Below are 24839 nucleotides of genomic sequence, written 5' to 3' on the forward strand. Positions count from 1 at the left end.
ACATTAGCTATAAAGGTGACAAGCCACAAAGTGGCTGGGAGCAGCTTCTTTAAATTCTGGTATTTGTTCCTTGCATATCGATTTTGCAACAGGACATCTTGTGTGGAATACGCAGCCTTTTGGCGGGTTGGCCGGACTAGGCAGTTCTCCCTTCAGGACAATGCGTTCACGTTTGACAGATCCTCTTTTTCTTGTAACCGGAACGGAGGATAAAAGCGCTTGGGTATATGGGTGAAGCGGGTTGTCATAAAGCTCATGCTTGCCGGTCAGTTCCATCATTTTGCCAAGATACATTACTCCGACTCTGTCGCTGATATGGCGGACGACACTCAGATCATGAGAGATAAATAGATACGTAAGATTAAATTCTTCCTGTAATTCCTCCATCAAGTTAATCACTTGGGCCTGAATGGATACATCAAGTGCGGAAACCGGCTCATCTGCAATGATCAGCTCTGGATTCAAAGTGAGTGCTCTGGCAATGCCGATCCGCTGGCGCTGGCCGCCGGAAAATTCATGGGGATAACGGCTGGCAAACGACGGGTGAAGCCCTACTCTTGCAAGCAGCTCTTCAACTTTTTCGTTTCGTTCACGCATGGTATACATGTTGTGCGTATTAAACGGCTCCTTTATGATGGAACGCAGGGTCTTTCTCGGGTTTAACGAAGCAAATGGATCTTGGAAAACCATTTGAATATTTTTGCGGACACTCTTCCGCAGCTTCTCCTCTGACAGATTGGAAATATCCTGCCCTTTAAAAAGAATTTGGCCCTCTGTCGGTTTGTACAGTCTGATCATCGTTCTGCCGGCAGTCGATTTTCCGCAGCCCGACTCTCCAACGATTCCGAGTGTTTCTCCTTTTTTTAACGAAAATGAAACACCATCCACCGCTTTTACATCACCGACTTTTCTTTGAAAAAGGCCTGACCGGATCGGAAAGTATTTTTTTACGTCACGAAGCTCTAAGATTGTTTCTTGATTAGCTGCTGTCATGATTGTTCGGCACCCTCTTCCTCATATAAAAAGCATCTCACCGTTCTTCCGCTTTTGTGTGTCAAAAGCGAAGGCTGATTTGTCCAGCACTTATCCATAGCTTTCGGGCACCTTGGGGCAAAACGGCATCCCGGCGGCAGATTATCCGGTGTAGGCACACTGCCTTTAATCGCATTTAATTTATCAATCTCTCCATCTATAACAGGAATTGACGTAAGCAGGCCTTCTGTATACGGATGAAGCGGTTCTAAAAATAAGTCATCAACGGTAGCATTTTCCACGACTTGTCCGCAGTACATGACAATCACTCTATCGGCAGCTTCAGACACGACACCTAAGTCGTGTGTGATCAGAAGAATCGATGTATTGAACTTCTGACAGAGATCTTTCATGAGCTCCAGCACCTGGGCTTGTATTGTCACGTCCAGCGCTGTCGTTGGTTCATCGGCAATGAGCAGTTTAGGATTACAGCTCAGTGCGATGGCAATCATCACCCTCTGTCTCATACCGCCGGACAGCCGATGCGGGTACTCTTTCATAATTTGCTCCGCCCGGGAGAAACCGACCATCTGCAAGAGTTCAACAGCCCGTTGACGGGCTTCTTTTTTCTTCATGTTTTTATGGTAAATCAGCACTTCGGTAATTTGTTCTCCGATTGTTAACACCGGATTAAGGGAGGTCATTGGTTCCTGAAAGATCATGGATACTTCGTTACCGCGGATTTTGCAATAATCGTTTTCAGTGAATGAGGTGAGGTCTTTGTCTTCGAGTTTAATAGAGCCGTCCATGATTTTTCCGCCTGAGCTTTGGACGAGGCCCATAATTGATAAAGAAGTAATGCTTTTTCCGGAGCCCGATTCACCTACAAGTGCGACGGTTTCGCCTTTGCTGATGTGAAAATCGACTCCGTCAACCGCAGGGATCGGCTCCTTTTTCCTGAAAAAATAAGTCTTTAAATTATTCACTTCTAAAAGTGTGCTCATGCTAGCTCCCCTTTCCCCCCTCTTGTTGTCAAACGTTTTCAAGAGAAAGCAATCCCTTTATTCAGAAATAATAAATAATATTGAATTATCGAAAAATTTTATAGTTGTATATTATTACAATCATTTTGCAAAATCAAGAATTTTTTAGGATAAATGTAATATTATTAATGAAATTCCATTATTTTATCCTTTTAAAGCATTGCATCCAAAAAGGTCTCAGCAGGAATGGACAGTCCGTCTGCGGTGCTTGCCTTACTGGCAGTTAAATATTTTTTTACAATATTGAATCCAACTGCGTATCCAAGCATTTTTGGCTGATATCCTTTGCCGAATAACAGCTGGGGAAATAATCGATTATCCCGTTTGATATCCCGATGGGGCGCAATCTTTTTTTCATATAAAACCTGAAGCTGCTCCGGTGTATACCAAGTCGTCCATTCAGCCGTTTGACTTCGGCCGAACCTCTCATAAACAGCATATTCCGCCAGCCCTTCCATGATGATTGTATCAAGTAATGTGACATCCTTTTCCTCTTTTGTCAGATGACCTAACCGGCAAACGTGATGATACTCATGCGTCATAAGGGCAGATACTGACCCAAAATCTAAATCTGACGAAAGAAAAAGGAACATTTTGTCTTGAAAGGCGAGTCCTGATTTTGATCCGAATTCTAAACGAATTCTCCTGTTTCGTTCATCAACCGGCAGCGTGACAATTGGTACATCAGGACCTTGCCATTTGTTTTTGAGGTACTGTTCTTCCTTTTGGATATGTCCGTAAAAACCTTTTTCCTTCAGCTTGGAAACAGTCTGAATACCCTCTTTTATGTTTTTAAACATCCCATGATGCTGAAGGTGTCCCAGAATGCCCTTCCAGTTCTTTTTCTCCGCACCTGAAAAAAGCGGGATAATGTAATGCGCCAAATCAACTATTGAATCAGCCTTCCTGAGCCAGCTATATGTTTGTTCTACACTCATGTGATCGCCTCCTCTTTTAATCCTATGCACACAAAAAAAACCGGCTACCTTTTGGGGGCAGCCGGTTTGGCTTGATTATGATTGATATTTCTTAAAGATTAATGTTGCGTTGTGTCCGCCGAATCCTAATGAGTTGCTGAGAACATAATTAAGTTCCTGTCTGCGGGCTTCATCAGGCACATAATCCAAATCACATTCTTCGTCAGGTGTTTGAATATTGATTGTCGGCGGAATCACGCCTTCTTTAATGGCCAGGATAGAGAAAATGGCTTCAATACCGCCGGCTGCTCCTAAGAGGTGGCCTGTCATCGATTTTGTAGAGCTTACCGCAAGTTTATGCGCATGCTCGCCAAAAACGGTCTTAATCGCCATTGTTTCGTATTTGTCGTTGTAATACGTGCTTGTCCCGTGAGCATTGATGTAATCAATTTCTTCAGGTGCAATGCCTGCATCTTTAATGGCTTCTTGCATCGCTCTCGCTCCGCCTTCACCGTCTTGGGCCGGCGCTGTGATATGATAAGCGTCTCCGGTTGATCCGTAGCCGACAATTTCTCCGTAAATTTTAGCGCCGCGGGCCAGGGCATGCTCAAGTTCTTCAAGAACGATAATCCCTGCACCTTCCCCCATGACAAAGCCATCACGGTTTTTATCAAACGGGCGGCTCGCTGTTTTCGGATCTGGATTAGTAGACAGCGCTTTGTTGGCACTAAAGCCGGCGAATGACATTCTTGTCAGCGGCGCTTCTGTTCCGCCTGTGACCATCACGTCTGCATCGCCGCGCTGAATAACCTTAAACGCGTCACCGATGGAGTTCGTTCCTGTAGCACATGCTGTAACCGTACAAGAGTTCACCCCTTTTGCTCCTAATGCAATAGAAATCTGGCCTGTCGCCATGTCAGGAATCATCATTGGCACGAAAAACGGGCTTACCCGTCTTGGGCCTTTTGTTAAGAAGATTTCAAATTGAGACTCTAGTGTTTCAAGTCCGCCGATACCGGAGCCTACCCAAACACCGACTCTCGGTGCGATCTCATCGGTAATGTTAAGATCTGCATCTTCAACCGCCATTTTCGCAGCCACAACCGCATATTGTGTAAAGCGGTCCATTTTTCTGGCTTCTTTTTTATCCATATAATCTTCAACATTAAAATCTTTTAATTCAGCGGCAACTTTTGCCGGATATTCTTCAGCGTCAACACGAGTGATCGGACCGATTCCGGACACACCGTTGATTGCGTTATTCCAACTTGTATCGACGTCGTTGCCAAGTGGAGATAATGCTCCAAGTCCTGTAACAACTACTCTTTTTTTAGTCATCTTGTGTGCACCTCACCTTTTTTTATCGGCCCCAGCGGATTGCAATGGCGCCCCATGTTAGTCCTCCGCCGAACCCTACCATAACGACCACATCGCCGTCTTTGATTTTACCGGCTTCCAATTCTTCTACAAGAGAGATCGGAATGGATGCGGCAGAAGTATTTCCATATTTATGAACAGTTTTAGACATCTTTTCGACAGGAAGCTCTAAACGCTCGCGAGCAGCTTCCATGATACGGATGTTCGCCTGATGCGGAATCAAAAAGTCGACATCCTCTTTTGAAAGTCCGGCTTTTTCAATGACATTTACGCATGATTCTCCCATTTGGCGGACTGCAAATTTGAAAACTTCTCGTCCATTCATGATTGTATGTCGTTTTTCATTCAGATACAAGTGCTGACCGCCTGTGCCGTCGGCTCCTAGTTCAAATGAAAGGATTCCTCTGTCATCACTGACTGGCCCGACTACCGCAGCGCCTGCTCCGTCTCCAAACAGAACGGCTGTATTGCGGTCTTCCCAGTCGGTAATGCTTGAGAGCTTCTCTACACCGACAACTAGAACATGCTTGTAGGTTCCGGATTCAATAAATTGTTTACCGGTTACAACCCCGTACATGAAGCCCGCACAAGCCGCGCTGATATCCATAGCACACGCTTTCTTCGCGCCGAGCTGTTCTTGAATCATACAAGAGACCGTAGGAAATGACTGATCAGGTGTAACAGTTGCAACCAAGATCATATCCAGATCCTCAGCAGCCACTTCAGCTTGTTCCAGCGCATTTTTCGCTGCTGCAACAGCCATATGTGATGAAAACACATCATCTGCTGCGATTCTTCTTTCTTCTATTCCTGTTCTTGTACGAATCCACTCGTCAGAAGTTTCAACCATTTTTTCAAGATCATGATTTGTTAAAACCTTCTCAGGAATGTAACGTCCAACACCAAGTATTCCAGCTTTCATAAGGGAAGACTCCTTTATATCTTAAATTTAGAAGATCAATCAGGTTGTGATCAATTATTAGTATCAGGTACTAATTCTATCCTATTTTTTTTCACATGGCAATATATTCGTCTAAACTATCAGTTCATCTTACTCATAGAGTATGGTATATGGAAAGGAGGCGTATGCAGTTGGATGTGTTTTCAAGAATGATGTTCGGCGATGCAGCAAAACCAACAGAAGAGAAGGAGGAACAGCAAGAGGAGGTTTCTCAGGTTTCTCAGACAAACGACGAAGAGACGATTCATTACATGCATATTATGGACCAAATCGGTTCAATTATGAACTCTCTTGATCAAATCAAGCCCGCTTTAAAGGAGCTTGCGCCCATGCTCTCCGCTATTAAAAAGAAAATCATGTGAAAAGCCACTTTCAAAAAAGTGGCTTCTTCTTATTCTGTTTCAGATTTAGCGTCAGACTTGCCAAGCTCATAAGCTTCCGCCATTACCGTTGTAAATAGATTCATAAACGGCTGGATGGCCTCCATTGAGAGCTCAATGCCTGATTTCTCAAGCTGTTCTTTCGCTTCAGGGAGATATTTCATGGCAATTTGCAAGAATTCAAGTGATTTTTCGTGCTGCATGTGACGTCACTCCATTATTCGTTTTTTGGCAGCTCGCCTGTTTTGTTGTATGTTTTGATCAGCTTGGCGATTCTTTGCTGAAAGTCTTTATCGACGAGCGGGCTGAATGTCCCCATCTCAACGACTCCCGTATTCAGGTCGTAGTAATGGTCGCCGCCCTCAAGGGTGCCTTTGTTAAATTGTTCAGCAATGATTTCATAGGCCTTGTCCACATTTTGCACCGTGCTGGTTAATACGGTATTCTCGCCCAGATCCGATTGATCTGTGACGTAGCCAATGGCATAAAGACCGTCTTTTTTGATTTGCTGAATAACAGGAACATTATACCCGTCTCCGGCGGGATACACAACATCCGCGCCTTCGTTCTTCATTTTCTGATAAAGCTTTACTGCTGTTGTATCATCATCCCAATGATCCGTATATTTCGTATTTACCTCTATATCCGGATTTTCATACTTGGCCCCTTTGATAAAACCATCAACCTCAGGCTGCCACGTAAAGGAGGCAATTACACCGACCTGATTCGTTTTCGACATATGGGCAGCAGTCATTCCTCCAAAAAAGCCCATTGCTTCTCCGCTAAAATGGACACTCGTTACATTATCAGCTTTCGCTTTCGCATTGGAAATGACGAATTCCATATCTGGATAATCTTCGCCGACCAAGTTAAACACCTCAGCATATTCACTCCCATGGCCGTAGAGCAGATTGACGCCCCTCTTATGAAAATCCTCAATCGCATTTATGATATCTTCTTCTGTTTTAACGCCTTCTTTATAATAGACGTCCACATTGTATTTGGATTGTATATTCAGTAATCCTTTATACCCTTTTGTGCCCCATACGAGGTCATTAATCGTATCAGGAAAGAGCATGCCGACCTTCTCAATTTTTCCTTTGAACGGAGTTTGTCCACATCCACTCAATAAAAGGAGGACAGAAAAGATCATGACAAGCCTTGTGATCAAGTCATGTTCAACTCCTTTTGACAAGCTATAACATGTATTATTTTTATACGTTTATTGTATCTAGAAAACTCGAAACATGGAAGGTTTTTCTTAATATTTGTCGAAAATTGATGAAAATTGTCTTTTCCACTCGATAATTTTTGTTTTTGCTTCTTCTTTTGAGGTTTTCTCTGTGACTTGCAATTCAAAAAGCTGATCTTTGCTATGACGGCTTGGTTCTAACAGGAATCTCAGCAACTCGTCAGCCACGTCGTTTGTATAATAGCCTTTTCCCTCTGTTTCTTCTTTCCATGGCCCATACATTTTCGGCAGGATCACGGTTTTTTCCAAGCCTGTTTTTTCACGTTTTTCCCATTCTTTTCGGTCTTCTTCATATACTAAAATATAAGGAGAATCACATTGGTCTAAAGGCAAAAAACTTCCGAACTGGATACAAATTGTATCATACTTTTGATCTCCAATGTGCTCAAGCTGGCGAAAGAGTTCATTTCTCCCAAGCCACATGAGTCTTTCTTCTAAGTACATTTGTCTCATTTTATCTTCTGTTTCCGCCAGAACAACGTCAACATGTATGCCTTCATCCATCATTCGCTCACATAATGAAAGGCCGAAAAATTCGTCCGCACCTACAATCAGCGTTGATTCCATTGCATCTGCCGCCCTTCCGGTTTTTCATTTCCCAAAACAAAACAGCCTCCGCAAAAGAGAAGGCTGTTGTCATTATATTCTCTATAATTCTTTTTCATGACTGTGAAAGAATTTGCAAATTGATGCATAAATTCTGCTTGGATGCTCAAATAAATGAAATGTCATGTCGACCGGTGAGCCTTGCTTTTGCTGTTTTTCCTTGAAAACTTCCGCATGTACACTGTAGGGATATGGAGCTCCGGTCATACGCTGCCATATATGAACCGGTACGCCGCTCGGGTAGCTTTGAATTGTTTTATAACGAAGCGCTTCCGCTTCTTTTTCAGAAATTCCGTAGCTTTTCGATACTTCTTTCAAAAATTGCTTATAGAAAAATTTATTTTCTTTTTCCGATTCATAATGTGCCTGAAGATCGAGACAAGGATTCAACATTGCGGCTGAGCGGATATGATCCGGGGAAAAACGAAGCAGTTCATCGGCCACGAGAGCACCCATGCCTTCTGCTAAAATATGAATCTTCGGATTGAGGATTTCCTGCTTCAGCACAGAATGTATCAGCTGTTTGGCATAGGTGACTGCTTTTTCCGCCCCCCAATGCCTTCCGAACAGATTGCTGTTAAAAAGAGTGTATCCTTCATTCATCAACATGCTCAGAAGCTGATTTCTGCCATAATGCTGCTGCCAAAAGCTTGAATGATGTCCGACAAAGTGGGTTCTGTCCCCCAAGATAAAGATGCCGAAGCCGTTCGGGCGATAGGGCAGATGAATGACATTATGCTCCGTTCCCAGTTGAAAGTATCTTTCCGTTATTCCCATCGCTTGCCCGCCTCCTTTCACACTTCATCTCACGCTATCTTATGTAAATAGAAAAGAAACGAATAAGGTAAAGTCCTAGCCTTTTGCATTTTTGGCTATTATACTGATTGACGTTTTATATTTTACCATTAAAGTGTGACGAATCAGACTCTTTTGTCACCTCACTTTCTGCTAAAATTGGATTCCCCCTTCGCTTTTTGTATGGTATGATAACTTTTAGAATAGAATGAGAAGGACGAGGTGGAAACGTGCGATATATTATTGCCTTTATTTGGACGTTCCTTTTATCACATATGGCATGCTACTTGGTTGCAAGCATGAACAGCGTTACGTATAATTTCAAAACATCATCTGTCATTGCTGTTGTACTGTATGTCTTAATCATGGTTTTAGCAGAAATCATGCCTATGAACAAAAATGCAAGCCAGCATTAAAAAGCCAAAAAACCCAAAACATTTATTGTTTTGGGTTTTTTAGTGGTCACGGCTTTCTTTTGTAGGTCCACAACCGGTTGTGGTTTGATGTTTCGGGAAACATTTCCCCTGCTGACAGATGGACCTTTTGAGGGTTTTTAACCATGCTCCCTGTCTCGCCGATTTCTACGTAGACACCGTTATTAGGCGCTTTCTGTCCGGGCCGGAATTGGTGCTGCTGTCCCACTGTTTTTCCTCCTTTTCCTTTTTGCTGTAGTATGCGCCTAAGCGGCTGTGAATATGTTGCCATCAAAAAAACTGCTGAGTTTGGCTCAGCAGTTTTTTGATGATTCCCCTTTGTATAAAATGGCCTTCAGCAGTGCTTTTTGCACATGAAGACGGTTTTCCGCCTGCTGGAACACTGCAGAGTTCGGCCCGTCAATAATCTCCGCAGTCACTTCTTCCTCACGATGCGCAGGGAGACAATGTAAAAATGTATAGTCAGGCTTGGCATGGCTGACTAGCGCCCCATTCACCTGATAAGGCGCAAAGACAGCAAGACGTTCTTGCTCTTCCGCTTCCTGCCCCATGCTTGTAAACACATCAGAATAAATCACGTCCGCGTCTTTTACAGCTTCAATCGGATCATCTGTCAGCGTGATAGAAGAGCCGGATTGAAGTGCATATGTTTTTGCCGCTTCAGCTGCTTCATCTAACACTTCATATCCCTTTGGCGAAGCGATCGAGATATCACAGCCCATTTTCGCGCAGCCGATCATCAAGGAGTGCGCCACGTTATTTCCGTCACCGATGTATGCGACTTTTACGCCTTTAAGCTTCCCTTTTATCTCCTTAATCGTCAAGAGATCCGCCAGCGCCTGGCATGGATGGTATTTATCAGTAAGTCCATTGATCACCGGAATGTCAGCTTCTTTGGCAAGTTCCTCCACCTTTTCATGTTCAAAGGTCCGGATCATGATGGCATCCACATAGCCTGACAGCACTTTTGCCGTATCAGCGACAGTCTCACCGCGCCCCAGCTGCAGATCTTTCTGGCTTAGAAAGAGGGCGTTCCCGCCGAGCTGCGCCATGCCCGCTTCAAATGAAACACGTGTCCGCGTTGATGATTTTTCAAAAATCATCGCCAAGGTTTTGCCATGGAATATAGGCTGAATTTTGTTTTGTTTCAGCTCACCGGCCTCTGCGAGCAAGGCGTTTATATCCTCTTCACTAAGGTCCTTTAACGTTAATAAATCTTTTCCGTATAAACTGGTTTGCGTCACTGTGTGCATGATGCCACTTCCTTTTTATAGAGGTCTTTGAGAGATACAGGCTGCGGATGGCCTGAACCGCTTTGTAAAAACGCCCGCACAGTTTCTTCTTCTGTAAAGACGGGGATGCCGTGCGTCATGGCTTCCAAACGTTCTTTGCGTGCTTCTTCAGAACCGCTCAGATTAATGTGGAGCGATTTTCCTTCCTGTTCCATCCATGAGGCAAATGTTCCTTCATGTATTGTAAAACCTGCGTTTTCTGCTAACTCCTTCACATCTTCCGGAACGTTTTGCAAATAAATGCTGCCTTTTTGACTCCAGACTCTTGTATAGATTTTTTTCAAGGCACTGTTAGCATCATATGCGACACACATGCCTTCTCCCGTTGATTTCATTTCCGGCCCAAGCTTGACATCCACATCTTGGATCGCATGAGAAGAAAAAACAGGGAACTTCACGGCAACTCCATGATGATTTTGAACTGCCGGATTTAGATCTTTTAAGGACGCTCCCGCCAGCAGTCGTGTGGCGAGCGGAATCATCGGAACGCCCATTACTTTGCTGACGACAGGAACCGTGCGGCTCGCTCTCGGATTCACTTCAAGAACGAGTATGTTTCCATTGTCGATCACAAATTGAATGTTCATGATGCCTTTAAATGAAAGTTTCCGGGCAATTTTTTGTGCCGCATCTTTCATGCCCTGCTGCAGCCCGCTCGTGATGGACGGTCCCGGAAGAATGGCAAAGCTGTCCCCCGAATGGACACCCGCCCGTTCAATATGCTCGGTATATGTCGGGATAAAGACATCCTCGCCGTCGGAAATCAAATCAATTTCGACTTCCTTTCCAGACACATACTGATCAATCAAAATCGGGTATGGCATGCTGTCCTCATCATTCAGCAGCTGAGAAAGCTGGGCTTGCGAGTCAACAATGATCATGCCCATTCCGCCGATAACATAAGATGGGCGGATTAACACCGGATAGCCGATCTCACTCGCTTTTGAAGCGGCTTCTTCTTTTGTATAGGCAATTTCTCCTTTTGCGTGCTTCAATCCCAGCTCATCAAGAAGTTGATAGAATTGATCCCGATCCTCTAACACATCGAGCGTTTCAAACGAAGTGCCGAGAAGGGTAATGCCGGCTTTTTCGAGTGCTTCAGCAGCATTGATTGCAGTTTGGCCGCCGAATTGCACAATTGCAAAATCAATATTCTCCTGCTCCGCCACGTTTACAATATGCTCCGTTGTCATCGGTTCAAAATACAGGCGATCCGCAATTTCATAATCGGTGCTGACCGTTTCCGGGTTATTGTTAATCATGATGGTTTCGAACCCAAGCTCTTGCAGTGTCAGCACGCCGTGAACCGCACTGTAATCAAATTCAACGCCTTGGCCGATCCGAATCGGGCCTGATCCGATAATGAGCGCGCGTTTTTTCTCTTTGCGGCTGATGTCTCCATCGGTTTCTCCGAAATATGTGGAGTAAAAATAGTTTGTTTTCGCATCAAACTCAGCCGCGCATGTATCGACAATTTTGAAGGAAGGTGTAATGCCCATCTCCTTGCGAAGCGCGCGCACCTCTACCTCTGTTTTGCCGATCAGTGAGGCAATCGTTGCGTCTGAGAATCCCTTTTCCTTTGCTTTTTTCAATAATTCAAAAGAGAGATCACTCCCTGCTTCCATCAGGCGGTTTTCCAATTTGATGATGTTGTTAAAGGTATGCAGGAAAAACGGATCAATTTTTGTTTTCGCATGAATGTCATCAATCGTCACGCTGCGGCTCAACAGCTCCATGACAACGAAAAATCTGCGGTCATCCGGAGTGATTGCCAAATCCCATAGCGTATCAATTGACAACCCGCTGAGCTCTGGAAGGTGTGTTCCGATATTTTTTAACTCAAGGGACGCGGCTGCCTTCTGTATCGCCGCTTCTAAATTCCGCTCAATCGCCATCACTTCACCGGTGGCTTTCATTTTTGTGCCAAGCTTGCGGTCTGCGTTTTTGAATTTATCAAACGGCCAGCGCGGAAATTTGACGATCACATAGTCCAGTGCCGGTTCAAAGCTTGCGTAAGTCGAGCCTGTGAGCGGATTTTTCAGCTCGTCAAGGGTGTATCCGACTGCCAGTTTCGCGGCCATCTTCGCAATCGGATAACCGGTCGCTTTAGATGCGAGAGCCGATGACCGGCTTACACGCGGATTCACTTCAATGACGTAATATTGCTTGCTGAATGGATCAAGCGCGAATTGAATGTTACAGCCGCCTACAACATCAAGTGCTGAGATGATCGTCAGACTTGCTGTCCGCAGCATTTGATAGTCTTCGTCTGTCAATGTTTGTGACGGCGCCACAACGATAGAGTCACCTGTATGCACGCCGACCGGATCGATATTTTCCATATTGCAGACGGTAATGCATGTGTTATTGCTGTCACGCATGACTTCATATTCAATTTCTTTAAAGCCGGCAATGCTTTTTTCGACAAGGCATTGATTGATCGGGCTTGCTAATAGCGCCTGCTTAATCATAGCTGTAAAGGCTTCTTTATCAGGGGCGATTCCTCCGCCCTTTCCGCCTAATGTGTAAGCTGGTCTGATAATAACAGGAAAACCGATGGATTCCGCAAAATGGAGGGCATCGGCCTCGTTATCAACAATTTCACTCTCCGGCACGGGCTGTTTTAATTCATTCATTAACGAACGGAATTTTTCCCGGTCCTCTCCTTTTTGTATCGTTTCAACGGATGTGCCGAGGAGTTTGACGCCGTGCTCTTTTAAAACACCCGTTTCTTCAAGCTCCACCGCTAAATTCAACGCGGTCTGACCGCCTAAATTGGCAAGAAGCCCATCAGGCCGTTCTTTCTTAATGATGGCTGTCAGGCTTTCTGCTGTCAGAGGCTCAAAATAAATTTCATCAGCGAAGGCTTCATCAGTCATAATTGTCGCCGGATTGCTGTTGACGAGAATGACCCGGTAGCCCTCCTCCTTCAGCGCGATGCACCCTTGAGTGCCTGAATAATCAAATTCTGCCGCCTGCCCGATGATGATCGGGCCTGAGCCGATTACTAATATGCTTGAAATACTGGTGTCTTTAGGCATGCGCGATTTCTCTCCTTGCTGGTATCACATTCTTTAGATAATCATCAAAAATCCATTCGCTTTCCGCAGGTCCGGGATGGGCTTCCGGGTGGAATTGAACACTCATGACAGGCAGTTTTTTATGGGCAAGCCCTTCAACTGACGTATCATTGACATGATGAAACCTGATCGTGAGCTCTTCTTCATTAATCGACTGTTCATCAACCACATAGCTGTGGTTTTGGCTTGTCATAAAGACCCGTTTCGTCTCACGGTCGATGACCGGATGATTAGCTCCCCTGTGCCCGAATGGCAGCTTAAAAGTATTCCCTCCAAACGCGAGCGCGATCAGCTGATGTCCGAGACAAATGCCTAGAGTCGGAAAGCGGCTGATGATGCTTTTGATCTTTCCTAAATATGGATGGATTGCTTTCGGATCTCCAGGTCCGTTCGATAGCACAATGCCATCGGGTTTGATGTTGTATACGGCCTCCATTTGCTGGTATGGCACCACGGTAACCTTGCAGCCTCGTTTGACAAGTGATGATGCGATTGACTTTTTATAGCCAAAATCAATGAGAGCGATATGTTTATTCCCGTCGCCAAATGTGCTGATTTCCTGGGCGGAAGCCTGCTCTGCCACATTCTCTGGTTGAAGGGCAATCTCAGCTCCTTCTTTAGAGGCTGTGACTGTCGCACCCATCGTCCCGTTTGCCCGGATTTTCTTCACGACAGCCCTCGTATCAACATGGGTTAACAGCGGAATGTTCCATTTCTGTAGATACTCCTTGAGGCTGTATACCGCTTCATAATGAGAAAAGTGATCACACGCCTCATAGACAACCGCGGCTTTTACTTGCGGTTTCTTGCTTTCAAAATCCTTTTCATTTATGCCGTAGTTGCCAATCAGCGGGTAGGTAAATACAATAATCTGTCCCTTATATGATGGATCTGTCAGCACTTCCTGGTAGCCTGTCATTCCTGTGAAAAAAACAGCTTCTCCCGTACAGTTTTCATGACCGTCCAGCTCGCCGCTGAACGATGTCCCATCTTCTAACACTAAATAACCTTCCATCTAACAGCCCACCTCTTGATGAATAATTAATTATAAAAATGAATTTTTATGCCTTTATATCGAAAAAAATCACTGGTTTACAGCGGAATGATGAGCGATTGCCTGTTTCAGCTTGCTGACGGCTTCTGCTATTTCATCCTTAGTCACGGTGAGCGGCGGCAGCAGCCGAATCACGTTCGGGCCGGCCGGCAATACAAGCAAGCCTAATGTCTGCAATTCAGAAATAATGTCAGCAACCGGGCCATCACACTCAATTCCAAGCATTAATCCTTTACCTCGGATTTGTTTAACAAAAGGGCTCTTTAGCTCTGCCTCAAGCTGTTCTTTTAAAAACGCCCCTTTGTCAGCAGCCTCTTGCAGAAAGTCAGGCTGGAATACAATTTGCAATGTGGCATTCACAGCAGCCATCGCCAGCATGTTTCCTCCGAAAGTCGTTCCGTGAGAACCAGGGGTAAACGCTTCTCCAAGCTGTTTCTTTCCGATGACAGCGCCGACCGGAAAGCCGTTTCCCAATCCTTTGGCGACTGTGATGATATCCGGTGAGAGTCCGAAGTGCTCATATGCGAAGCCTTTTCCCGTCCGTCCGATGCCGGTCTGGATTTCATCAATGATAAGAAGGACTTGCTTTTCCTTGCAAAACGACTGTACGGCTGATAAAAATTCAGCACTCGCCGGATTGACTCCTCCTTCTCCCTGCACTGTTTCAAGCATCACCGCGGCAATATCGCCTTCCTCCCCAAGAGCTTTAAAAGCAGAAGGATCATTGTATGGCAGGTAGTGAAAGCCTTCAAGCATCGGGCCGAAGCCTGTTTTGATTTTATCCTGTCCGGTCGCAGCCATCCCTGCATACGTGCGGCCATGGAACGACTGAAGAAAAGTGATGATTTTTGTTTTTCCAGTTGCTTTTCTGGCAAGCTTTATCGCACCTTCATTCGCCTCCGCGCCGCTGTTGCAGAAAAAGACAAGATCTCCCGCACTATGCGCTGCCAGCTTCTGCGCCGCTTGCTCTTGGAGACTGTTTTGAAACAGGTTTGATACGTGCCATACGCTGTCAAGCTGTTTTTTGACTGCCTCTGTCACCGCTTCATGGCAGTGTCCTAGATTTGATACCGCAATCCCCTGAATGAAATCAAGGTACGTTTTGCCGTTTTGATCCTCAACGTACGTTCCCTTTGCTTTTTTGATGTCAATATCCCAACGGCCGTAGGTTTGAAACAAGCTGCTCATGAAACAGCCTCCTTTGCTTTGACGATTTTTGTCCCTTGAAAGGTTTGTTCTGCGAAGAATGATCCTTTTCCGTTTACGATCATGACTTCAGACACCTGATCTGATAAAGCTGACAAGGCTGAATTGACCTTCGGGATCATCCCTCCTGTGATCACTTCCTGCTTGATCAGCATCTGAATCTCCTTAGGGGTCAGGACGTCCAGACGCTGCTTTTCCTTCATGATTCCATCGACATCCGTTACGAACATCAGCTTATCGGCTTCAAGCGCTCCGGCGACTGCTGAAGCAGCCAGATCAGCATTTACATTCAGCGTTTTGCAGTCGCTTGTCATAGACAGCGGCGCAATAACGGGGATGATGCCATTTTCCATCAGCGCGTTCACCATGGACGCATCGACTTTTTTGATTTCTCCCACTTCTCCGTATGTTTCCGGATCTAGATAATCAGCCTCCAAAAGACCTCCATCCTTTCCAGAAATGCCTGCGGCTCGCAGTCCGTGTTTGGCAAGCTCAGCAACGAAAAATTTATTGACAGAACCGGATAAAACCATTTCCGCCACTTCCAGCACCGGCTTCGTTGTTTTCCTCTGTCCGCCCGAAAACTCTGTCTTGATATTTAACCGTTTCAGCATATTCGTGATTTCCGGTCCCCCGCCATGTACGATCGCCAGCTTCCAGCCTGACGCCATCAGCTCTTTCAGATTTTGAAAAAATTCCTCCGACAGCTCACGGATGACGCTTCCCCCGCATTTAAAAACGATTGTTTTCTTCATTTCGCTCCCCTTTATTACGTGCGATAGCTCGCGTTAATTTTGATATAGTCATAGGTCAGGTCACAGCCCCACGCTCTCCCGTTTCCGTCCCCTTCATCCATCTTGATGACAATGGTGATTTCATCTCCTTCAAGGTATTCCTTGGCGAGAGATTCAGAGAATGGCTGAGGCTCGTTATTCTTAAACAGGCATTGGCCGCCAAGATAAACCTCTACTTCTTCTGCCGTCACTTGAGCTGCGGAGTGTCCAATGGCTCCGATGATCCGCCCCCAGTTGGCATCTGTTCCGTATACTGCCGTTTTCACGAGATTTGAGCCGACAATCTTTTTGGCAATGACGTTTGCATCAAGATTGTTTTTCGCTCCCTGTACTTGTGCTTCAATTAGTTTTGTCGCGCCTTCTCCGTCTCTGGCAATCTCTTTAGCTAGATCCTCACAAGTGAGCATGAGTGCTTTTTTAAAGACCGGCCAGTCTGGATGGTCTTCTGTCAGGCACTCGTTTTCGGCGCAGCCATTCGCCATAACTAATACCATATCGTTCGTGGATGTTTCTCCGTCAACTGTGATTTGGTTAAATGAAACGTCAGTGATTTCTCGAAGCGCCTTTTGCAGCGCTTTTTCTTCGATTGCCGCGTCAGTTGTCACAAATCCCAGCATCGTGGCCATGTTCGGGTGTATCATCCCTGAGCCTTTGGCCGCTCCGCCGATCGTGACTGTTTTGCCGCCGATTGCCAGTTCATAGCACGTCTGCTTGATCACCGTATCAGTTGTTAAAATGGCTTCCTCAAAATCGCCTGATCCCGCAGGTGTTTCTTTCAGCAGTTCGATCCCCGCGTGGATTTTTTCCATGTCTAAATGCTCGCCGATGACACCCGTTGATGAAACAGCGACAAACTCCGGCTCAATGCCAAGCTGTGAAGCAAAGCTCTCCCGCATTGTGTATGCGTCCTTTAGGCCTTGTTCTCCCGTGCAGGCATTGGCAATGGCACTGTTGACGATGACGGCTTTCAGTGTCGGTCCGTGCTTTAAGCTATCTTGTGTCACTTTGATCGGAGCAGCCTGAAAGTGGCTTTGGGTATAAACCGCTGCACTCACGGCCGGTGTCTCGCTGATAATGACGCCGAGGTCTTTTTTCGAGTAGCGCAGTCCGCAATGCACACCCTTTGCCTGAAACCCTTTTGGCGAGGATACATCACCTGTTACTTTTACAATTTGATCTTCACTTAACTGAATCATGGTTCGATTCTCTCCCGTTCTATGGATAAATTGGCGTGATGGTGAGTCCAGTTTCTTCATTCCAGCCATTCATCAAATTAAAGTTTTGCACTGCCTGACCGGCGGCACCCTTCATTAAATTATCGATTACCGAGACGATCGTGACTCTGTTCGTTCTCTCATCGAGGGTCACGGCGATATCACAGAAATTGCTGCCGTACACTTCTTTCGTTTGCGGGTACTGACCTTTTGGCCTCACTCTCACAAAATATGAATCTTGGTAAAATTCCGAATATAAATCATGCAGGTCATCTGCTGATAGATCACAGGTTAATCTGGTATACATCGTCGCCATAATGCCCCTTGTCATCGGAACCAAGTGAGCCGAAAATGTAATGGGCCCGAGGCCTGGCTGCCATTCATTCAGCGCCTGCTCAATTTCCGGCGTGTGCTGATGTTCATTGACTTTGTAAATTTTAAAATTGTCGTTCAGCTCAGAAAAATGGGTTCCCATGGATGCTTTTCTTCCCGCTCCGGAAACACCCGTCTTCGCGTCAACGATAACGAAAGATTCATCGAGCAGTTTCTTTTGAGCCAATGGTGCGAGGCCAAGCAAAACAGCTGTTGGAAAACAGCCTGGATTGGCAATGAGTTTCGCCTGTTGAATTTGCTGTTGATTCAGTTCTGCCAGACCGTATACCGCCTCTTGAATCACCGCCTTCGGTGCCGCTGTCCGTTTATACCATTTTTCATATTCAGCCGGATCTTGTATCCTCAGATCACCTGACAGATCAATAACCGGAATTCCCGCTTCTGCCAGCTTTGGAGTCAATTCACTTGATACTCCGGGCGGCGCAGCGAGAAACATGATATCTATTTCGTGTTTGATCGTATTCATATCAATCGGCTTCAGCTGCTGATCCGCTAAGCCGGTAAGATGAGGATAACCCTCGCTATAGACATTCCCTTCTCCGCTGGATGAATAAAGTATGCATTCCTCTGCATGAGGATGATGCGAAAGAATCCTGACAAGTTCGGTGCCTCCATATCCTGTAGCACCTACAATTCCTATTTTCAAAACAAGTTCACCCTCTTGGTCTTTGTGAAATTATTTAACATTATAACATGAATAAAAATTAATTCAATCGTATATTTAATATTTTTATTCATTTATAAATTTTCTGTTCAATGGAAATTTCGCTCAAAAAAATCAGCACGACTCCAGCACAAAAACGTTGATGCGGCGCCGCATTTCAGACGCATAAAAAAAACAGGCTGACCGCGTCAGCCTGTTTTCATCATCATCAATCCACTCAAAAAATATAGAATAGAGCTTGCATAAAAAATCATTTGCACTGTAAAAAAGTCAGCGAGAAAGCCCCCGAGCATAATGGCTGCTGCTGAAAAGACAGCTGTCCAAAAATGGTAATTTCCAATCTTCTTTCCACGCTCTCCGCTGTCTGTAAAATTAGCGATCAGCACTTTTTCTCCATGCTTTTGCATCGCTCCAAAGAGCCCTAACAGCACTTGGACGATGTACACTTGAACGACGCTTCCGATATGCGGGACATATAAAAGCAGAACAGCCATCCCCCACGAGTTCAGAAGCAGAAAATAACGGCTGTCAAACCTTTCAGACAGCCGTCCGAGGAGCGGGTAAATGAGCGCTCCGCTCAACCCGAACAATCCGTAGGAAAAACCGAACTGTGTGTAGCTTGAGCCGATATTTTTCACAAACAGAATATAAAACGGAAAGATTAAGCTGCTTGCGAAAAACACGCTGCTTTGTGATAATGTCAGCCATTTTAATTTGTTTTTCCCCATTATTTATACCTCTGATAAAAGTAATTCATAAAGCGCTCATCCGGGTCATAGGTTCGTTTTTTCTGAAAAAACGCTTCACTTTTCGGATATGCCTGTCTCATTTGCGCTTTTGTCTGGTAGGTCATATAAGGCAGATAATAGCTGCCGCCGTGCTTGATGGCAACGTCTGTCATGTGCCTGATGATTCGGGCAGTATCTGCCTGGTCTTCTTTTGAAAAGCCCTCGTTTATTAATAGTACGAGCGAAAACATATCGTCCTTCGCATAGGAAAGGTCGGCCTTTTCATTTTTCTGCACGTAGCGGATCGTAATGTTCAGCAGGTTCAGATCTTCGTCCGACAGCGTTTGTCTCAGGTCATCAATATAGGACCCATACTCCTTCACGGGCACAAAGTATTCTTGCAAAACATCTGTGTTGTCATTGTTTTCATACTCAAGAAACTTTGATTCGGACCGCATGACGTTATTGCGTGAAATCTCTGTGCCGTTTTGGCTCAGGAAATAGGATTGCTGTGTGTCCCACAGCCAATTCCTGCCCCATTCATACCGTCTTGACAAACCGAGTGCAAACTTTGTGGCTCCCGTATACTCGTCTTCTTTAAGTTCGCTGTATGAGGACAGCTGATCCTGATGATTAGCCAATACGTAATTCGTGACATACATGTCTTTCAGAAATCCTTTTTTCGCTGTTGAAATTCGCGCCAGATGCATTCGGACATCTGGATTTCCTTTTACATGCTTTGAAAAATAGTCTGAGTATGTGCTGTAATTCATTTTTTCTGTCTTCATGACATACAGCTCATCATCTGTCAGCTCAAGCGTTACATCAAGAATCACGCCAAAAAGGCCGTACCCTCCGATGACCGCCGTAAACAAATCATCTTTTGGAGTGACAGTGATAATCGTCCCGTCAGCTTTTAAAAGCCGAAATGATTTGACTGTATCAATCAGCGAGCCGTAGCGAATATCACGTCCGTGTGCATTTGCGCTGAGAGATCCGCCGATTGTAAAAATGTTTTGTGACTGCATGACTTTTACCGCGAGTCCGTATGGATTCACGTATTTCTGGATATCATTCCACGTTGCACCGCTTTGCACCCTGATGGTTTTCTTCTCTTGATCGAGTGACAGGATTTTGTTGTAGCCCGTCATGTCGAGAACGATGCCGTCCTCATAATATGTATGGCCGCCCATGGAGTGCTGGGCCCCGGCGATTGAAATTTTTATGTTTTTTCGATTTGCCTCTTTGACTGTGTCAATGAGCGTTTCCTCTTCCTGCCCTTTCACTGTCTGCTTTATTTTTACAGGCATCAGGCGGCTGACATCCGTCATCTCGCTTGTGTCTGTTTTTTGCTCTGGGTTCACAGAGTACGCAAACAGGGCCGCATACGCGCCAGTACAAAGCGCGAATGCAAGCAATTTCTTTTTCATAGTGCTCTCCCTGCTGTTTTTTATAACCATTATACCATGACTGCGTCCTCATTTTTCCAAATTATCTTCTTGCCCGTTTTTCGGCACGGTGGTCGGCGACGATAAAGCAGGCGTGAATCGCGCCCGGCAGCCAAAAGATACAGGTCAATATGAGATTCAGCAAGGCCTGAAACGGTTTTCCCGAAAACAAAACAGCAAGCGGCGGGCATAAAACTGCCAGCAGGTACATCATTTCCTTTCACTCCTTTCAGCTGTAAAAAAGGACAGCCTCACATATCAGGCTGTCCTCTTTTGTTTTATTGAATGCCAAGCGCAATTTTTGCGTATCTGGACATTTTATCCCTAGTCCAAGGCGGATTCCATACAATGTGAACCTCTGTGTCTTTCACCTCAGGAAGGTCCGCTAATGCTTTTTTCACCTCATCCACGATAATCGGCGCTAAAGGGCATCCCATTGATGTCAGTGTCATCGTCACGTGCGTTAAGCCGTCTTCATCCATGTCAACGTCGTATACCAAACCAAGGTTCACGATATCAACGCCAAGCTCAGGATCGACAACCTGTTCCAGGGCGCCCATGATGTTTTCTTTTAATGCTTCTTCCACGTTCCCTCACTCCTTTTTTCTACAGTATAACGTAAATTCAGCTCTTGTTAATAACTTCGTGCTTTATAAGTACGTTTCAAACCATTCAATCGTTTTTAACACAGCTGCCCGCGGGACTTTATGGTCAGCGTTTTCATCTCCGATAAATTGCAGGCGTTCCGGCTGCTCGCTGTAATGGGATTTGATCGTGTCATAAAATTTCCGGGTCGGCGCGTAAGGCACGACCTTATCTTTTGCACCATGCCAAAATAAAAGCGGGCGCTGTTGCAGTTTCTCCGGCTGAAGGCTGAGATCCCGCAATTCGAGACGTTTCATCAGCTGCTGTACCTTCTCTTCCGGCACATCGATTTCAATGCCCTGAGATTGAATATGGTCAATCTGCTGCTGAAACAGCTCCACGTAATTGGGGCTTCCCATCAGGCTGACGCCGGCTTTTATCCAATCATACGCAGTCAAAGCGCCAAGCGTTGTGATGCCGCCCATTGACGTGCCTGCGAGACCGATGCGGCCGCCGTCTATCAGGCCCTCTTTTTCAAAATGGTTTTTAAGTACGCCGATCTCTTCAATCTCGTTTAGGACGATATCCCAAAAATGCCCCGCCAGCTCTTCGACAGCCATTTCTTCTCCCCGTTCCCCATGGTGCAAAGCCTCCGGCAGAACGGCTCTAAAACCCTTCTCCGCAAGCAGATAAGCAATATGAAGGTTGTGTTCCTTCGCGCTTGTAAAACCATGGATAAAGATCACAAGAGGAACAGCGCGGTGCCTGTTCTCTTCCTTTACAATATGTAAAAACGGAATACCGGAAACGGTTTGATTCTCAATTTGTATCACAATGTGCCCCTCCTTAGGATAACCATAATCATAAGTGTAACATGTAGACAATAAAGATGGTAAAAAGCTACACTGTAAGTAAGGCAAAACAAGCAAAATCTAAGGTTAAAGGAGCTTTTCATGGAGACAAAACCCTATTTAATCGCATTAGATTTAGATGGAACATTATTAAAGGATGATAAAACCATATCTGAAAACACCCTTCAGACGATACAGCGCCTAAAAGATGACGGGCATCATGTCTGCATCTCAACAGGCCGTCCGTATCGTTCAAGTTCCATGTACTACCAGCAGATGGAGCTGACAACGCCAATTGTCAATTTTAACGGAGCATTTGTCCATCATCCGCAAGACGACAGCTGGGGACGGTATCATACGTCGCTGCCGCTTGATGTTGTCAAACAGCTCGTGGATATCAGCGAGAGCTACAACGTACATAACGTGCTTGCTGAAGTCATTGATGACGTATACTTTCATTACCATGATGAGCACCTGATTGATGCCTTTAACATGAACACAACAAATGTAACGGTCGGAGACTTGCGGGAAAATCTCGGTGAAGATGTGACGTCCGTACTCATACATGCAAAGGAAGAGGATGTGCCGGCAATACGCTCATATTTATCGGATGTGCATGCCGAGGTGATCGACCATAGAAGATGGGCCGCTCCGTGGCATGTCATTGAAATTATCAAAAGCGGCATGAATAAAGCGGTCGGCCTGCAGAAAATCAGCGATTATTACGGCGTGCCTAGGGAGCGGATCATTGCTTTTGGAGATGAGGATAACGATTTGGAAATGCTTGAATTTGCAGGCTGCGGCGTTGCAATGGGAAATGGAATTGACGCGGTCAAGCAGATTGCCAACCGAACTACGGCCACAAATGAAGAGGACGGCGTGGCAAGGTTTTTGAAAGAATATTTCTCACTTTAAAGAAGGTCCGTATTAATTTTTCCCACTCATAAACCTTACTTTCCCCCACCATACTATTGAAGACGACTCATCTCGTCAAAGTATGGAAGGGGGCAGTCTCAAAATGGGTAAACGAAGCAAATCCAGAAGGTTTATTCAGCAGGGTAAAGACTCCATCGGGCTACACGCCGCAAGATTTCCATATCGGTCTACTTTAGAAGAAGCTCACCAGCATGCCGCGGCACGAGACTCGGCTGAAAGGCAGTATGAATATTAAATGAGAAATGAACTATTTCAGCAGGCAAAATCATTTGTTCAACAGGCGGTCATGGTGACAAACGGCTTTGAGGAAGGCGATCAGGAGCAAGCGATTCTGAGAGCCAAAAATGCTGTATCTTCTGCGTATGCCAATTCGACAGATGCGGAACGTCAACAGTTGCATCAATTTCAAAATCAGCTGGACAAACTGCAATAAAAAAAGGCTATGGCGACTCGCCATAGCCTCTTATTTGACTTCAAACTGCTGAACAGCCTGAACCTGCTTGAGATTTTCCGCCCTGCCCTTAAATGTCACCTTGACCTCATAGGTTCCGGGCTCAGGGACTTCCTTCCACACATCAGAGAAATCATATGTTTCTCCAGATTCAAGCGTCAGGTTTTGAAAAGCCTGCGTAAACATTTTGTCTTTCGAATAACGGTATCTTTCTTTGTGCTCAGAATCATACACGACAAGTTCAAATTTTTGCCCTGTGCTGAATTGAAACTCGACAGCACGTTCGCTTTGGTTCTTCAGCGACATGTTAAACTTGATTTGTTCAGGCTCCTGAATTGCGTCAATAGATAAAACAACCTCTTGATTCTCCATTCCGCCTGATACCTCCTTATCGGGTTCTGTCTGCTCATCTTTCCCGCAGCCTATCAAAAGCAGCACGGGGAGAAGCATCACAAGCAGCCGTTTCACGACTTCCACCTGCTTTCGTCAGTCTTTTCTAAAGAAACCAAAAATCCCTGTCGTTTGAACGATGTTCGTAAATGCTTTCGGATCAACTTCTTTGACGATCTTTTCTAAATCGTACAGTTCATACCTCGTGATGACGATAATCATCATTTCTTTCTGTTCGTTCGTAAAAGCTCCTTTTGCCGGAACAGTTGTGATGCCGCGCACCATTTTTCCGTAAATGGCTTCCTTGATTTCGTCCGCTTTTTTCGTCACAATCATTGCCGTAAGCTTCATGTGGCGAGTGTGAATGGCGTCGATCACCCTCGTTGTCACATATAGTGTAACCAGGGTATATAATGCTTTCTCCCAACCTTGCAATAATCCTGCCGTCAAGATGATAATCCCGTTCAGAATGAAGAAATACGTGCCGACGGGTTTATCCTTCCACTTTGCAAGTACCATGGCGACGATATCAAGCCCGCCTGTCGAAGCTCCGTATTTTAATGTTAAGCCGATACCGACTGCGGAAATGACGCCGCCGAACACCGCGTTCAGCAAAATGTCATGTGACAGGCTTGTTTCCGGCAGGATCCCCATAAACAGAGTAGTGAGTGCGACACTTAAAATGCTGTACACTGTAAACGATTTGCCGACCTTCAGCCATCCTAAAATACCGACCGGAATGTTTAAGAGGAACAAGAGCGTTCCCGTCGATATGTAAAAGGGGGCATATTGATCAACGACGCTTGATAAAAGCTGGGCAACACCTGTAAATCCGCTGGCATATACATCTGCAGGTATCAAAAATAAGTTCAGCCCGGCAGCATTGAGTAAAGCGCCGATGATGACGATGAGTAATTTTTTTGTTTGATCTAGTACCATGGCATGTTCCTCCGCTCTTTCTTCTTTATTATGTTTTCCCTTAAAACAAATATTTGAACACGATTTTGGCAAATTAA

At 45.3% G+C, this 24839-nt stretch carries 29 protein-coding genes; 5 read left to right on the forward strand and 24 right to left on the reverse strand.

Translation table 11 applies throughout. The features are described from left to right. Positions 1-3: 3 nt before the first annotated feature. The 5 genes from appF to fabH form a co-directional block, all read right to left on the reverse strand. On the reverse strand, positions 4-993 hold the full coding sequence (appF, locus tag NYE22_RS16115; protein ID WP_041056494.1) for an oligopeptide ABC transporter ATP-binding protein AppF: 990 nt from the start codon (positions 991-993) through the stop codon (positions 4-6). Continuing rightward, the gene (appD, locus tag NYE22_RS16120; protein ID WP_003232965.1) at positions 990-1976 is read right to left on the reverse strand and encodes an oligopeptide ABC transporter ATP-binding protein AppD; all 987 of its coding nucleotides are present in this window, start codon (positions 1974-1976) and stop codon (positions 990-992) included. The genes appF and appD overlap by 4 nt, the downstream gene beginning before the upstream one ends. A gap of 191 nt (positions 1977-2167) precedes the next feature. Then, positions 2168-2953: a DUF2268 domain-containing protein gene (locus NYE22_RS16125; protein WP_342411974.1), complete on the reverse strand. Its 786-nt coding sequence runs from the start codon at positions 2951-2953 to the stop codon at positions 2168-2170. A 75-nt stretch (positions 2954-3028) separates the two neighbouring features. Then, entirely contained in the window at positions 3029-4270 is a 1242-nt protein-coding gene (gene fabF / locus NYE22_RS16130) for a beta-ketoacyl-ACP synthase II (protein ID WP_003244890.1), read from the reverse strand. 22 nt (positions 4271-4292) lie between these two features. Further along, a complete protein-coding gene (gene fabH / locus NYE22_RS16135) occupies positions 4293-5231 on the reverse strand; it encodes a beta-ketoacyl-ACP synthase III (RefSeq protein ID WP_003232971.1) in 939 nt (312 codons plus the stop codon). A gap of 164 nt (positions 5232-5395) precedes the next feature. On the opposite strand from fabH, the gene yjzB reads away from it, so the two are divergent. Further along, positions 5396-5632 (forward strand): spore coat protein YjzB, encoded by a 237-nt coding sequence (gene yjzB, locus NYE22_RS16140; RefSeq protein ID WP_072173825.1) that lies wholly within the window; start codon positions 5396-5398, stop codon positions 5630-5632. 29 nt (positions 5633-5661) lie between these two features. Here the strand turns inward: yjzB and comZ are convergent, their stop codons facing one another. The 4 genes from comZ to NYE22_RS16160 form a co-directional block, all read right to left on the reverse strand. Continuing rightward, positions 5662-5853, reverse strand: a complete 192-nt coding sequence (gene comZ / locus NYE22_RS16145; protein WP_003224559.1) for a ComG operon transcriptional repressor ComZ — start codon at positions 5851-5853, stop codon at positions 5662-5664. Between the two features lie 14 nt (positions 5854-5867). Then, on the reverse strand, positions 5868-6821 hold the full coding sequence (gene med / locus NYE22_RS16150) for a transcriptional regulator Med (protein WP_014476425.1): 954 nt from the start codon (positions 6819-6821) through the stop codon (positions 5868-5870). Between the two features lie 90 nt (positions 6822-6911). Beyond that, positions 6912-7469, reverse strand: coding sequence for a hypothetical protein (locus NYE22_RS16155; RefSeq protein ID WP_342411975.1), 558 nt, complete (start codon positions 7467-7469; stop codon positions 6912-6914). A gap of 81 nt (positions 7470-7550) precedes the next feature. After that, positions 7551-8285, reverse strand: coding sequence for a hypothetical protein (locus tag NYE22_RS16160; RefSeq protein ID WP_342411976.1), 735 nt, complete (start codon positions 8283-8285; stop codon positions 7551-7553). Between the two features lie 248 nt (positions 8286-8533). Between NYE22_RS16160 and NYE22_RS16165 the strand changes: the two genes are divergently transcribed. After that, on the forward strand, positions 8534-8719 hold the full coding sequence (locus NYE22_RS16165; protein ID WP_003245236.1) for a DUF2929 domain-containing protein: 186 nt from the start codon (positions 8534-8536) through the stop codon (positions 8717-8719). Positions 8720-8765: 46 nt separating this feature from the next. Here the strand turns inward: NYE22_RS16165 and NYE22_RS16170 are convergent, their stop codons facing one another. The 13 genes from NYE22_RS16170 to NYE22_RS16230 form a co-directional block, all read right to left on the reverse strand. Next, positions 8766-8945, reverse strand: coding sequence for a YjzC family protein (locus NYE22_RS16170; RefSeq protein ID WP_003245356.1), 180 nt, complete (start codon positions 8943-8945; stop codon positions 8766-8768). Between the two features lie 85 nt (positions 8946-9030). Next, positions 9031-9990, reverse strand: a complete 960-nt coding sequence (gene argF / locus NYE22_RS16175) for an ornithine carbamoyltransferase (RefSeq protein WP_014476421.1) — start codon at positions 9988-9990, stop codon at positions 9031-9033. Further along, entirely contained in the window at positions 9978-13070 is a 3093-nt protein-coding gene (locus NYE22_RS16180) for a carbamoyl phosphate synthase large subunit (protein ID WP_014476420.1), read from the reverse strand. The genes argF and NYE22_RS16180 overlap by 13 nt, the downstream gene beginning before the upstream one ends. Then, positions 13063-14124 (reverse strand): carbamoyl phosphate synthase small subunit, encoded by a 1062-nt coding sequence (locus NYE22_RS16185; RefSeq protein WP_021479562.1) that lies wholly within the window; start codon positions 14122-14124, stop codon positions 13063-13065. The genes NYE22_RS16180 and NYE22_RS16185 overlap by 8 nt, the downstream gene beginning before the upstream one ends. A 69-nt stretch (positions 14125-14193) precedes the next feature. Further along, positions 14194-15351, reverse strand: a complete 1158-nt coding sequence (locus NYE22_RS16190; RefSeq protein ID WP_021479563.1) for an acetylornithine transaminase — start codon at positions 15349-15351, stop codon at positions 14194-14196. Continuing rightward, the gene (gene argB / locus NYE22_RS16195) at positions 15348-16124 is read right to left on the reverse strand and encodes an acetylglutamate kinase (RefSeq protein ID WP_014476417.1); all 777 of its coding nucleotides are present in this window, start codon (positions 16122-16124) and stop codon (positions 15348-15350) included. Before argB ends, NYE22_RS16190 begins: the two co-directional genes overlap by 4 nt. A gap of 14 nt (positions 16125-16138) precedes the next feature. After that, positions 16139-17359 carry a bifunctional ornithine acetyltransferase/N-acetylglutamate synthase gene (gene argJ, locus NYE22_RS16200; RefSeq protein ID WP_342411977.1) on the reverse strand — a complete coding sequence of 407 codons (1221 nt, stop codon included), beginning with the start codon at positions 17357-17359 and terminating at the stop codon, positions 16139-16141. 19 nt (positions 17360-17378) lie between these two features. Further along, positions 17379-18416, reverse strand: a complete 1038-nt coding sequence (gene argC / locus NYE22_RS16205; RefSeq protein WP_124048300.1) for an N-acetyl-gamma-glutamyl-phosphate reductase — start codon at positions 18414-18416, stop codon at positions 17379-17381. Between the two features lie 206 nt (positions 18417-18622). Continuing rightward, positions 18623-19162 (reverse strand): MFS transporter, encoded by a 540-nt coding sequence (locus tag NYE22_RS16210; protein WP_003232993.1) that lies wholly within the window; start codon positions 19160-19162, stop codon positions 18623-18625. Continuing rightward, positions 19162-20592: an FAD-binding oxidoreductase gene (locus NYE22_RS16215; RefSeq protein ID WP_049140715.1), complete on the reverse strand. Its 1431-nt coding sequence runs from the start codon at positions 20590-20592 to the stop codon at positions 19162-19164. The genes NYE22_RS16210 and NYE22_RS16215 overlap by 1 nt, the downstream gene beginning before the upstream one ends. A gap of 61 nt (positions 20593-20653) precedes the next feature. Next, positions 20654-20824, reverse strand: a complete 171-nt coding sequence (locus tag NYE22_RS16220) for a YqaE/Pmp3 family membrane protein (RefSeq protein ID WP_161619703.1) — start codon at positions 20822-20824, stop codon at positions 20654-20656. A gap of 64 nt (positions 20825-20888) precedes the next feature. Further along, complete coding sequence (locus NYE22_RS16225; RefSeq protein WP_014479422.1) at positions 20889-21197, reverse strand: metal-sulfur cluster assembly factor; 309 nt, start codon at positions 21195-21197, stop codon at positions 20889-20891. Positions 21198-21260: 63 nt separating this feature from the next. Beyond that, positions 21261-22028, reverse strand: a complete 768-nt coding sequence (locus tag NYE22_RS16230) for a prolyl oligopeptidase family serine peptidase (protein ID WP_003233006.1) — start codon at positions 22026-22028, stop codon at positions 21261-21263. Positions 22029-22148: 120 nt separating this feature from the next. Between NYE22_RS16230 and yitU the strand changes: the two genes are divergently transcribed. From yitU to NYE22_RS16245, 3 genes are all read left to right on the forward strand, one after another. Beyond that, positions 22149-22961, forward strand: coding sequence for a 5-amino-6-(5-phospho-D-ribitylamino)uracil phosphatase YitU (yitU, locus tag NYE22_RS16235; RefSeq protein ID WP_021479570.1), 813 nt, complete (start codon positions 22149-22151; stop codon positions 22959-22961). A gap of 103 nt (positions 22962-23064) precedes the next feature. Then, the gene (locus NYE22_RS16240) at positions 23065-23217 is read left to right on the forward strand and encodes a hypothetical protein (protein ID WP_003245103.1); all 153 of its coding nucleotides are present in this window, start codon (positions 23065-23067) and stop codon (positions 23215-23217) included. Then, complete coding sequence (locus NYE22_RS16245; RefSeq protein WP_003245613.1) at positions 23218-23415, forward strand: DUF3813 domain-containing protein; 198 nt, start codon at positions 23218-23220, stop codon at positions 23413-23415. It begins immediately after the preceding gene. 30 nt (positions 23416-23445) lie between these two features. Here the strand turns inward: NYE22_RS16245 and NYE22_RS16250 are convergent, their stop codons facing one another. Together NYE22_RS16250 and NYE22_RS16255 are read right to left on the reverse strand one after the other, a co-directional pair. Then, a complete protein-coding gene (locus NYE22_RS16250; protein ID WP_069322520.1) occupies positions 23446-23901 on the reverse strand; it encodes a BsuPI-related putative proteinase inhibitor in 456 nt (151 codons plus the stop codon). Positions 23902-23919: 18 nt separating this feature from the next. After that, the gene (locus NYE22_RS16255) at positions 23920-24762 is read right to left on the reverse strand and encodes a YitT family protein (protein ID WP_003245017.1); all 843 of its coding nucleotides are present in this window, start codon (positions 24760-24762) and stop codon (positions 23920-23922) included. Positions 24763-24839 lie beyond the last annotated feature (77 nt).

The sequence above is a fragment of the Bacillus sp. FSL K6-1560 genome, from assembly GCF_038592935.1.
GTDB lineage: Bacteria > Bacillota > Bacilli > Bacillales > Bacillaceae > Bacillus > Bacillus subtilis.

Excerpts from the sequence above, each read along its gene's own strand:
- appF (WP_041056494.1), bottom strand. The coding sequence starts at position 993 with ATGACAGCAGCTAATCAAGAAACAATCTTAGAGCTTCGTGACGTAAAA.
- appD (WP_003232965.1), bottom strand. The coding sequence starts at position 1,976 with ATGAGCACACTTTTAGAAGTGAATAATTTAAAGACTTATTTTTTCAGG.
- NYE22_RS16125 (WP_342411974.1), bottom strand. The coding sequence starts at position 2,953 with ATGAGTGTAGAACAAACATATAGCTGGCTCAGGAAGGCTGATTCAATA.
- fabF (WP_003244890.1), bottom strand. The coding sequence starts at position 4,270 with ATGACTAAAAAAAGAGTAGTTGTTACAGGACTTGGAGCATTATCTCCA.
- fabH (WP_003232971.1), bottom strand. The coding sequence starts at position 5,231 with ATGAAAGCTGGAATACTTGGTGTTGGACGTTACATTCCTGAGAAGGTT.
- yjzB (WP_072173825.1), top strand. The coding sequence starts at position 5,396 with ATGCAGTTGGATGTGTTTTCAAGAATGATGTTCGGCGATGCAGCAAAA.
- comZ (WP_003224559.1), bottom strand. The coding sequence starts at position 5,853 with ATGCAGCACGAAAAATCACTTGAATTCTTGCAAATTGCCATGAAATAT.
- NYE22_RS16155 (WP_342411975.1), bottom strand. The coding sequence starts at position 7,469 with ATGGAATCAACGCTGATTGTAGGTGCGGACGAATTTTTCGGCCTTTCA.
- NYE22_RS16160 (WP_342411976.1), bottom strand. The coding sequence starts at position 8,285 with ATGGGAATAACGGAAAGATACTTTCAACTGGGAACGGAGCATAATGTC.
- argF (WP_014476421.1), bottom strand. The coding sequence starts at position 9,990 with ATGCACACAGTGACGCAAACCAGTTTATACGGAAAAGATTTATTAACG.
- NYE22_RS16180 (WP_014476420.1), bottom strand. The coding sequence starts at position 13,070 with ATGCCTAAAGACACCAGTATTTCAAGCATATTAGTAATCGGCTCAGGC.
- NYE22_RS16185 (WP_021479562.1), bottom strand. The coding sequence starts at position 14,124 with ATGGAAGGTTATTTAGTGTTAGAAGATGGGACATCGTTCAGCGGCGAG.
- NYE22_RS16190 (WP_021479563.1), bottom strand. The coding sequence starts at position 15,351 with ATGAGCAGCTTGTTTCAAACCTACGGCCGTTGGGATATTGACATCAAA.
- argB (WP_014476417.1), bottom strand. The coding sequence starts at position 16,124 with ATGAAGAAAACAATCGTTTTTAAATGCGGGGGAAGCGTCATCCGTGAG.
- argJ (WP_342411977.1), bottom strand. The coding sequence starts at position 17,359 with ATGATTCAGTTAAGTGAAGATCAAATTGTAAAAGTAACAGGTGATGTA.
- NYE22_RS16210 (WP_003232993.1), bottom strand. The coding sequence starts at position 19,162 with ATGGGGAAAAACAAATTAAAATGGCTGACATTATCACAAAGCAGCGTG.
- NYE22_RS16215 (WP_049140715.1), bottom strand. The coding sequence starts at position 20,592 with ATGAAAAAGAAATTGCTTGCATTCGCGCTTTGTACTGGCGCGTATGCG.
- NYE22_RS16220 (WP_161619703.1), bottom strand. The coding sequence starts at position 20,824 with ATGATGTACCTGCTGGCAGTTTTATGCCCGCCGCTTGCTGTTTTGTTT.
- yitU (WP_021479570.1), top strand. The coding sequence starts at position 22,149 with ATGGAGACAAAACCCTATTTAATCGCATTAGATTTAGATGGAACATTA.
- NYE22_RS16240 (WP_003245103.1), top strand. The coding sequence starts at position 23,065 with ATGGGTAAACGAAGCAAATCCAGAAGGTTTATTCAGCAGGGTAAAGAC.
- NYE22_RS16245 (WP_003245613.1), top strand. The coding sequence starts at position 23,218 with ATGAGAAATGAACTATTTCAGCAGGCAAAATCATTTGTTCAACAGGCG.
- NYE22_RS16255 (WP_003245017.1), bottom strand. The coding sequence starts at position 24,762 with ATGGTACTAGATCAAACAAAAAAATTACTCATCGTCATCATCGGCGCT.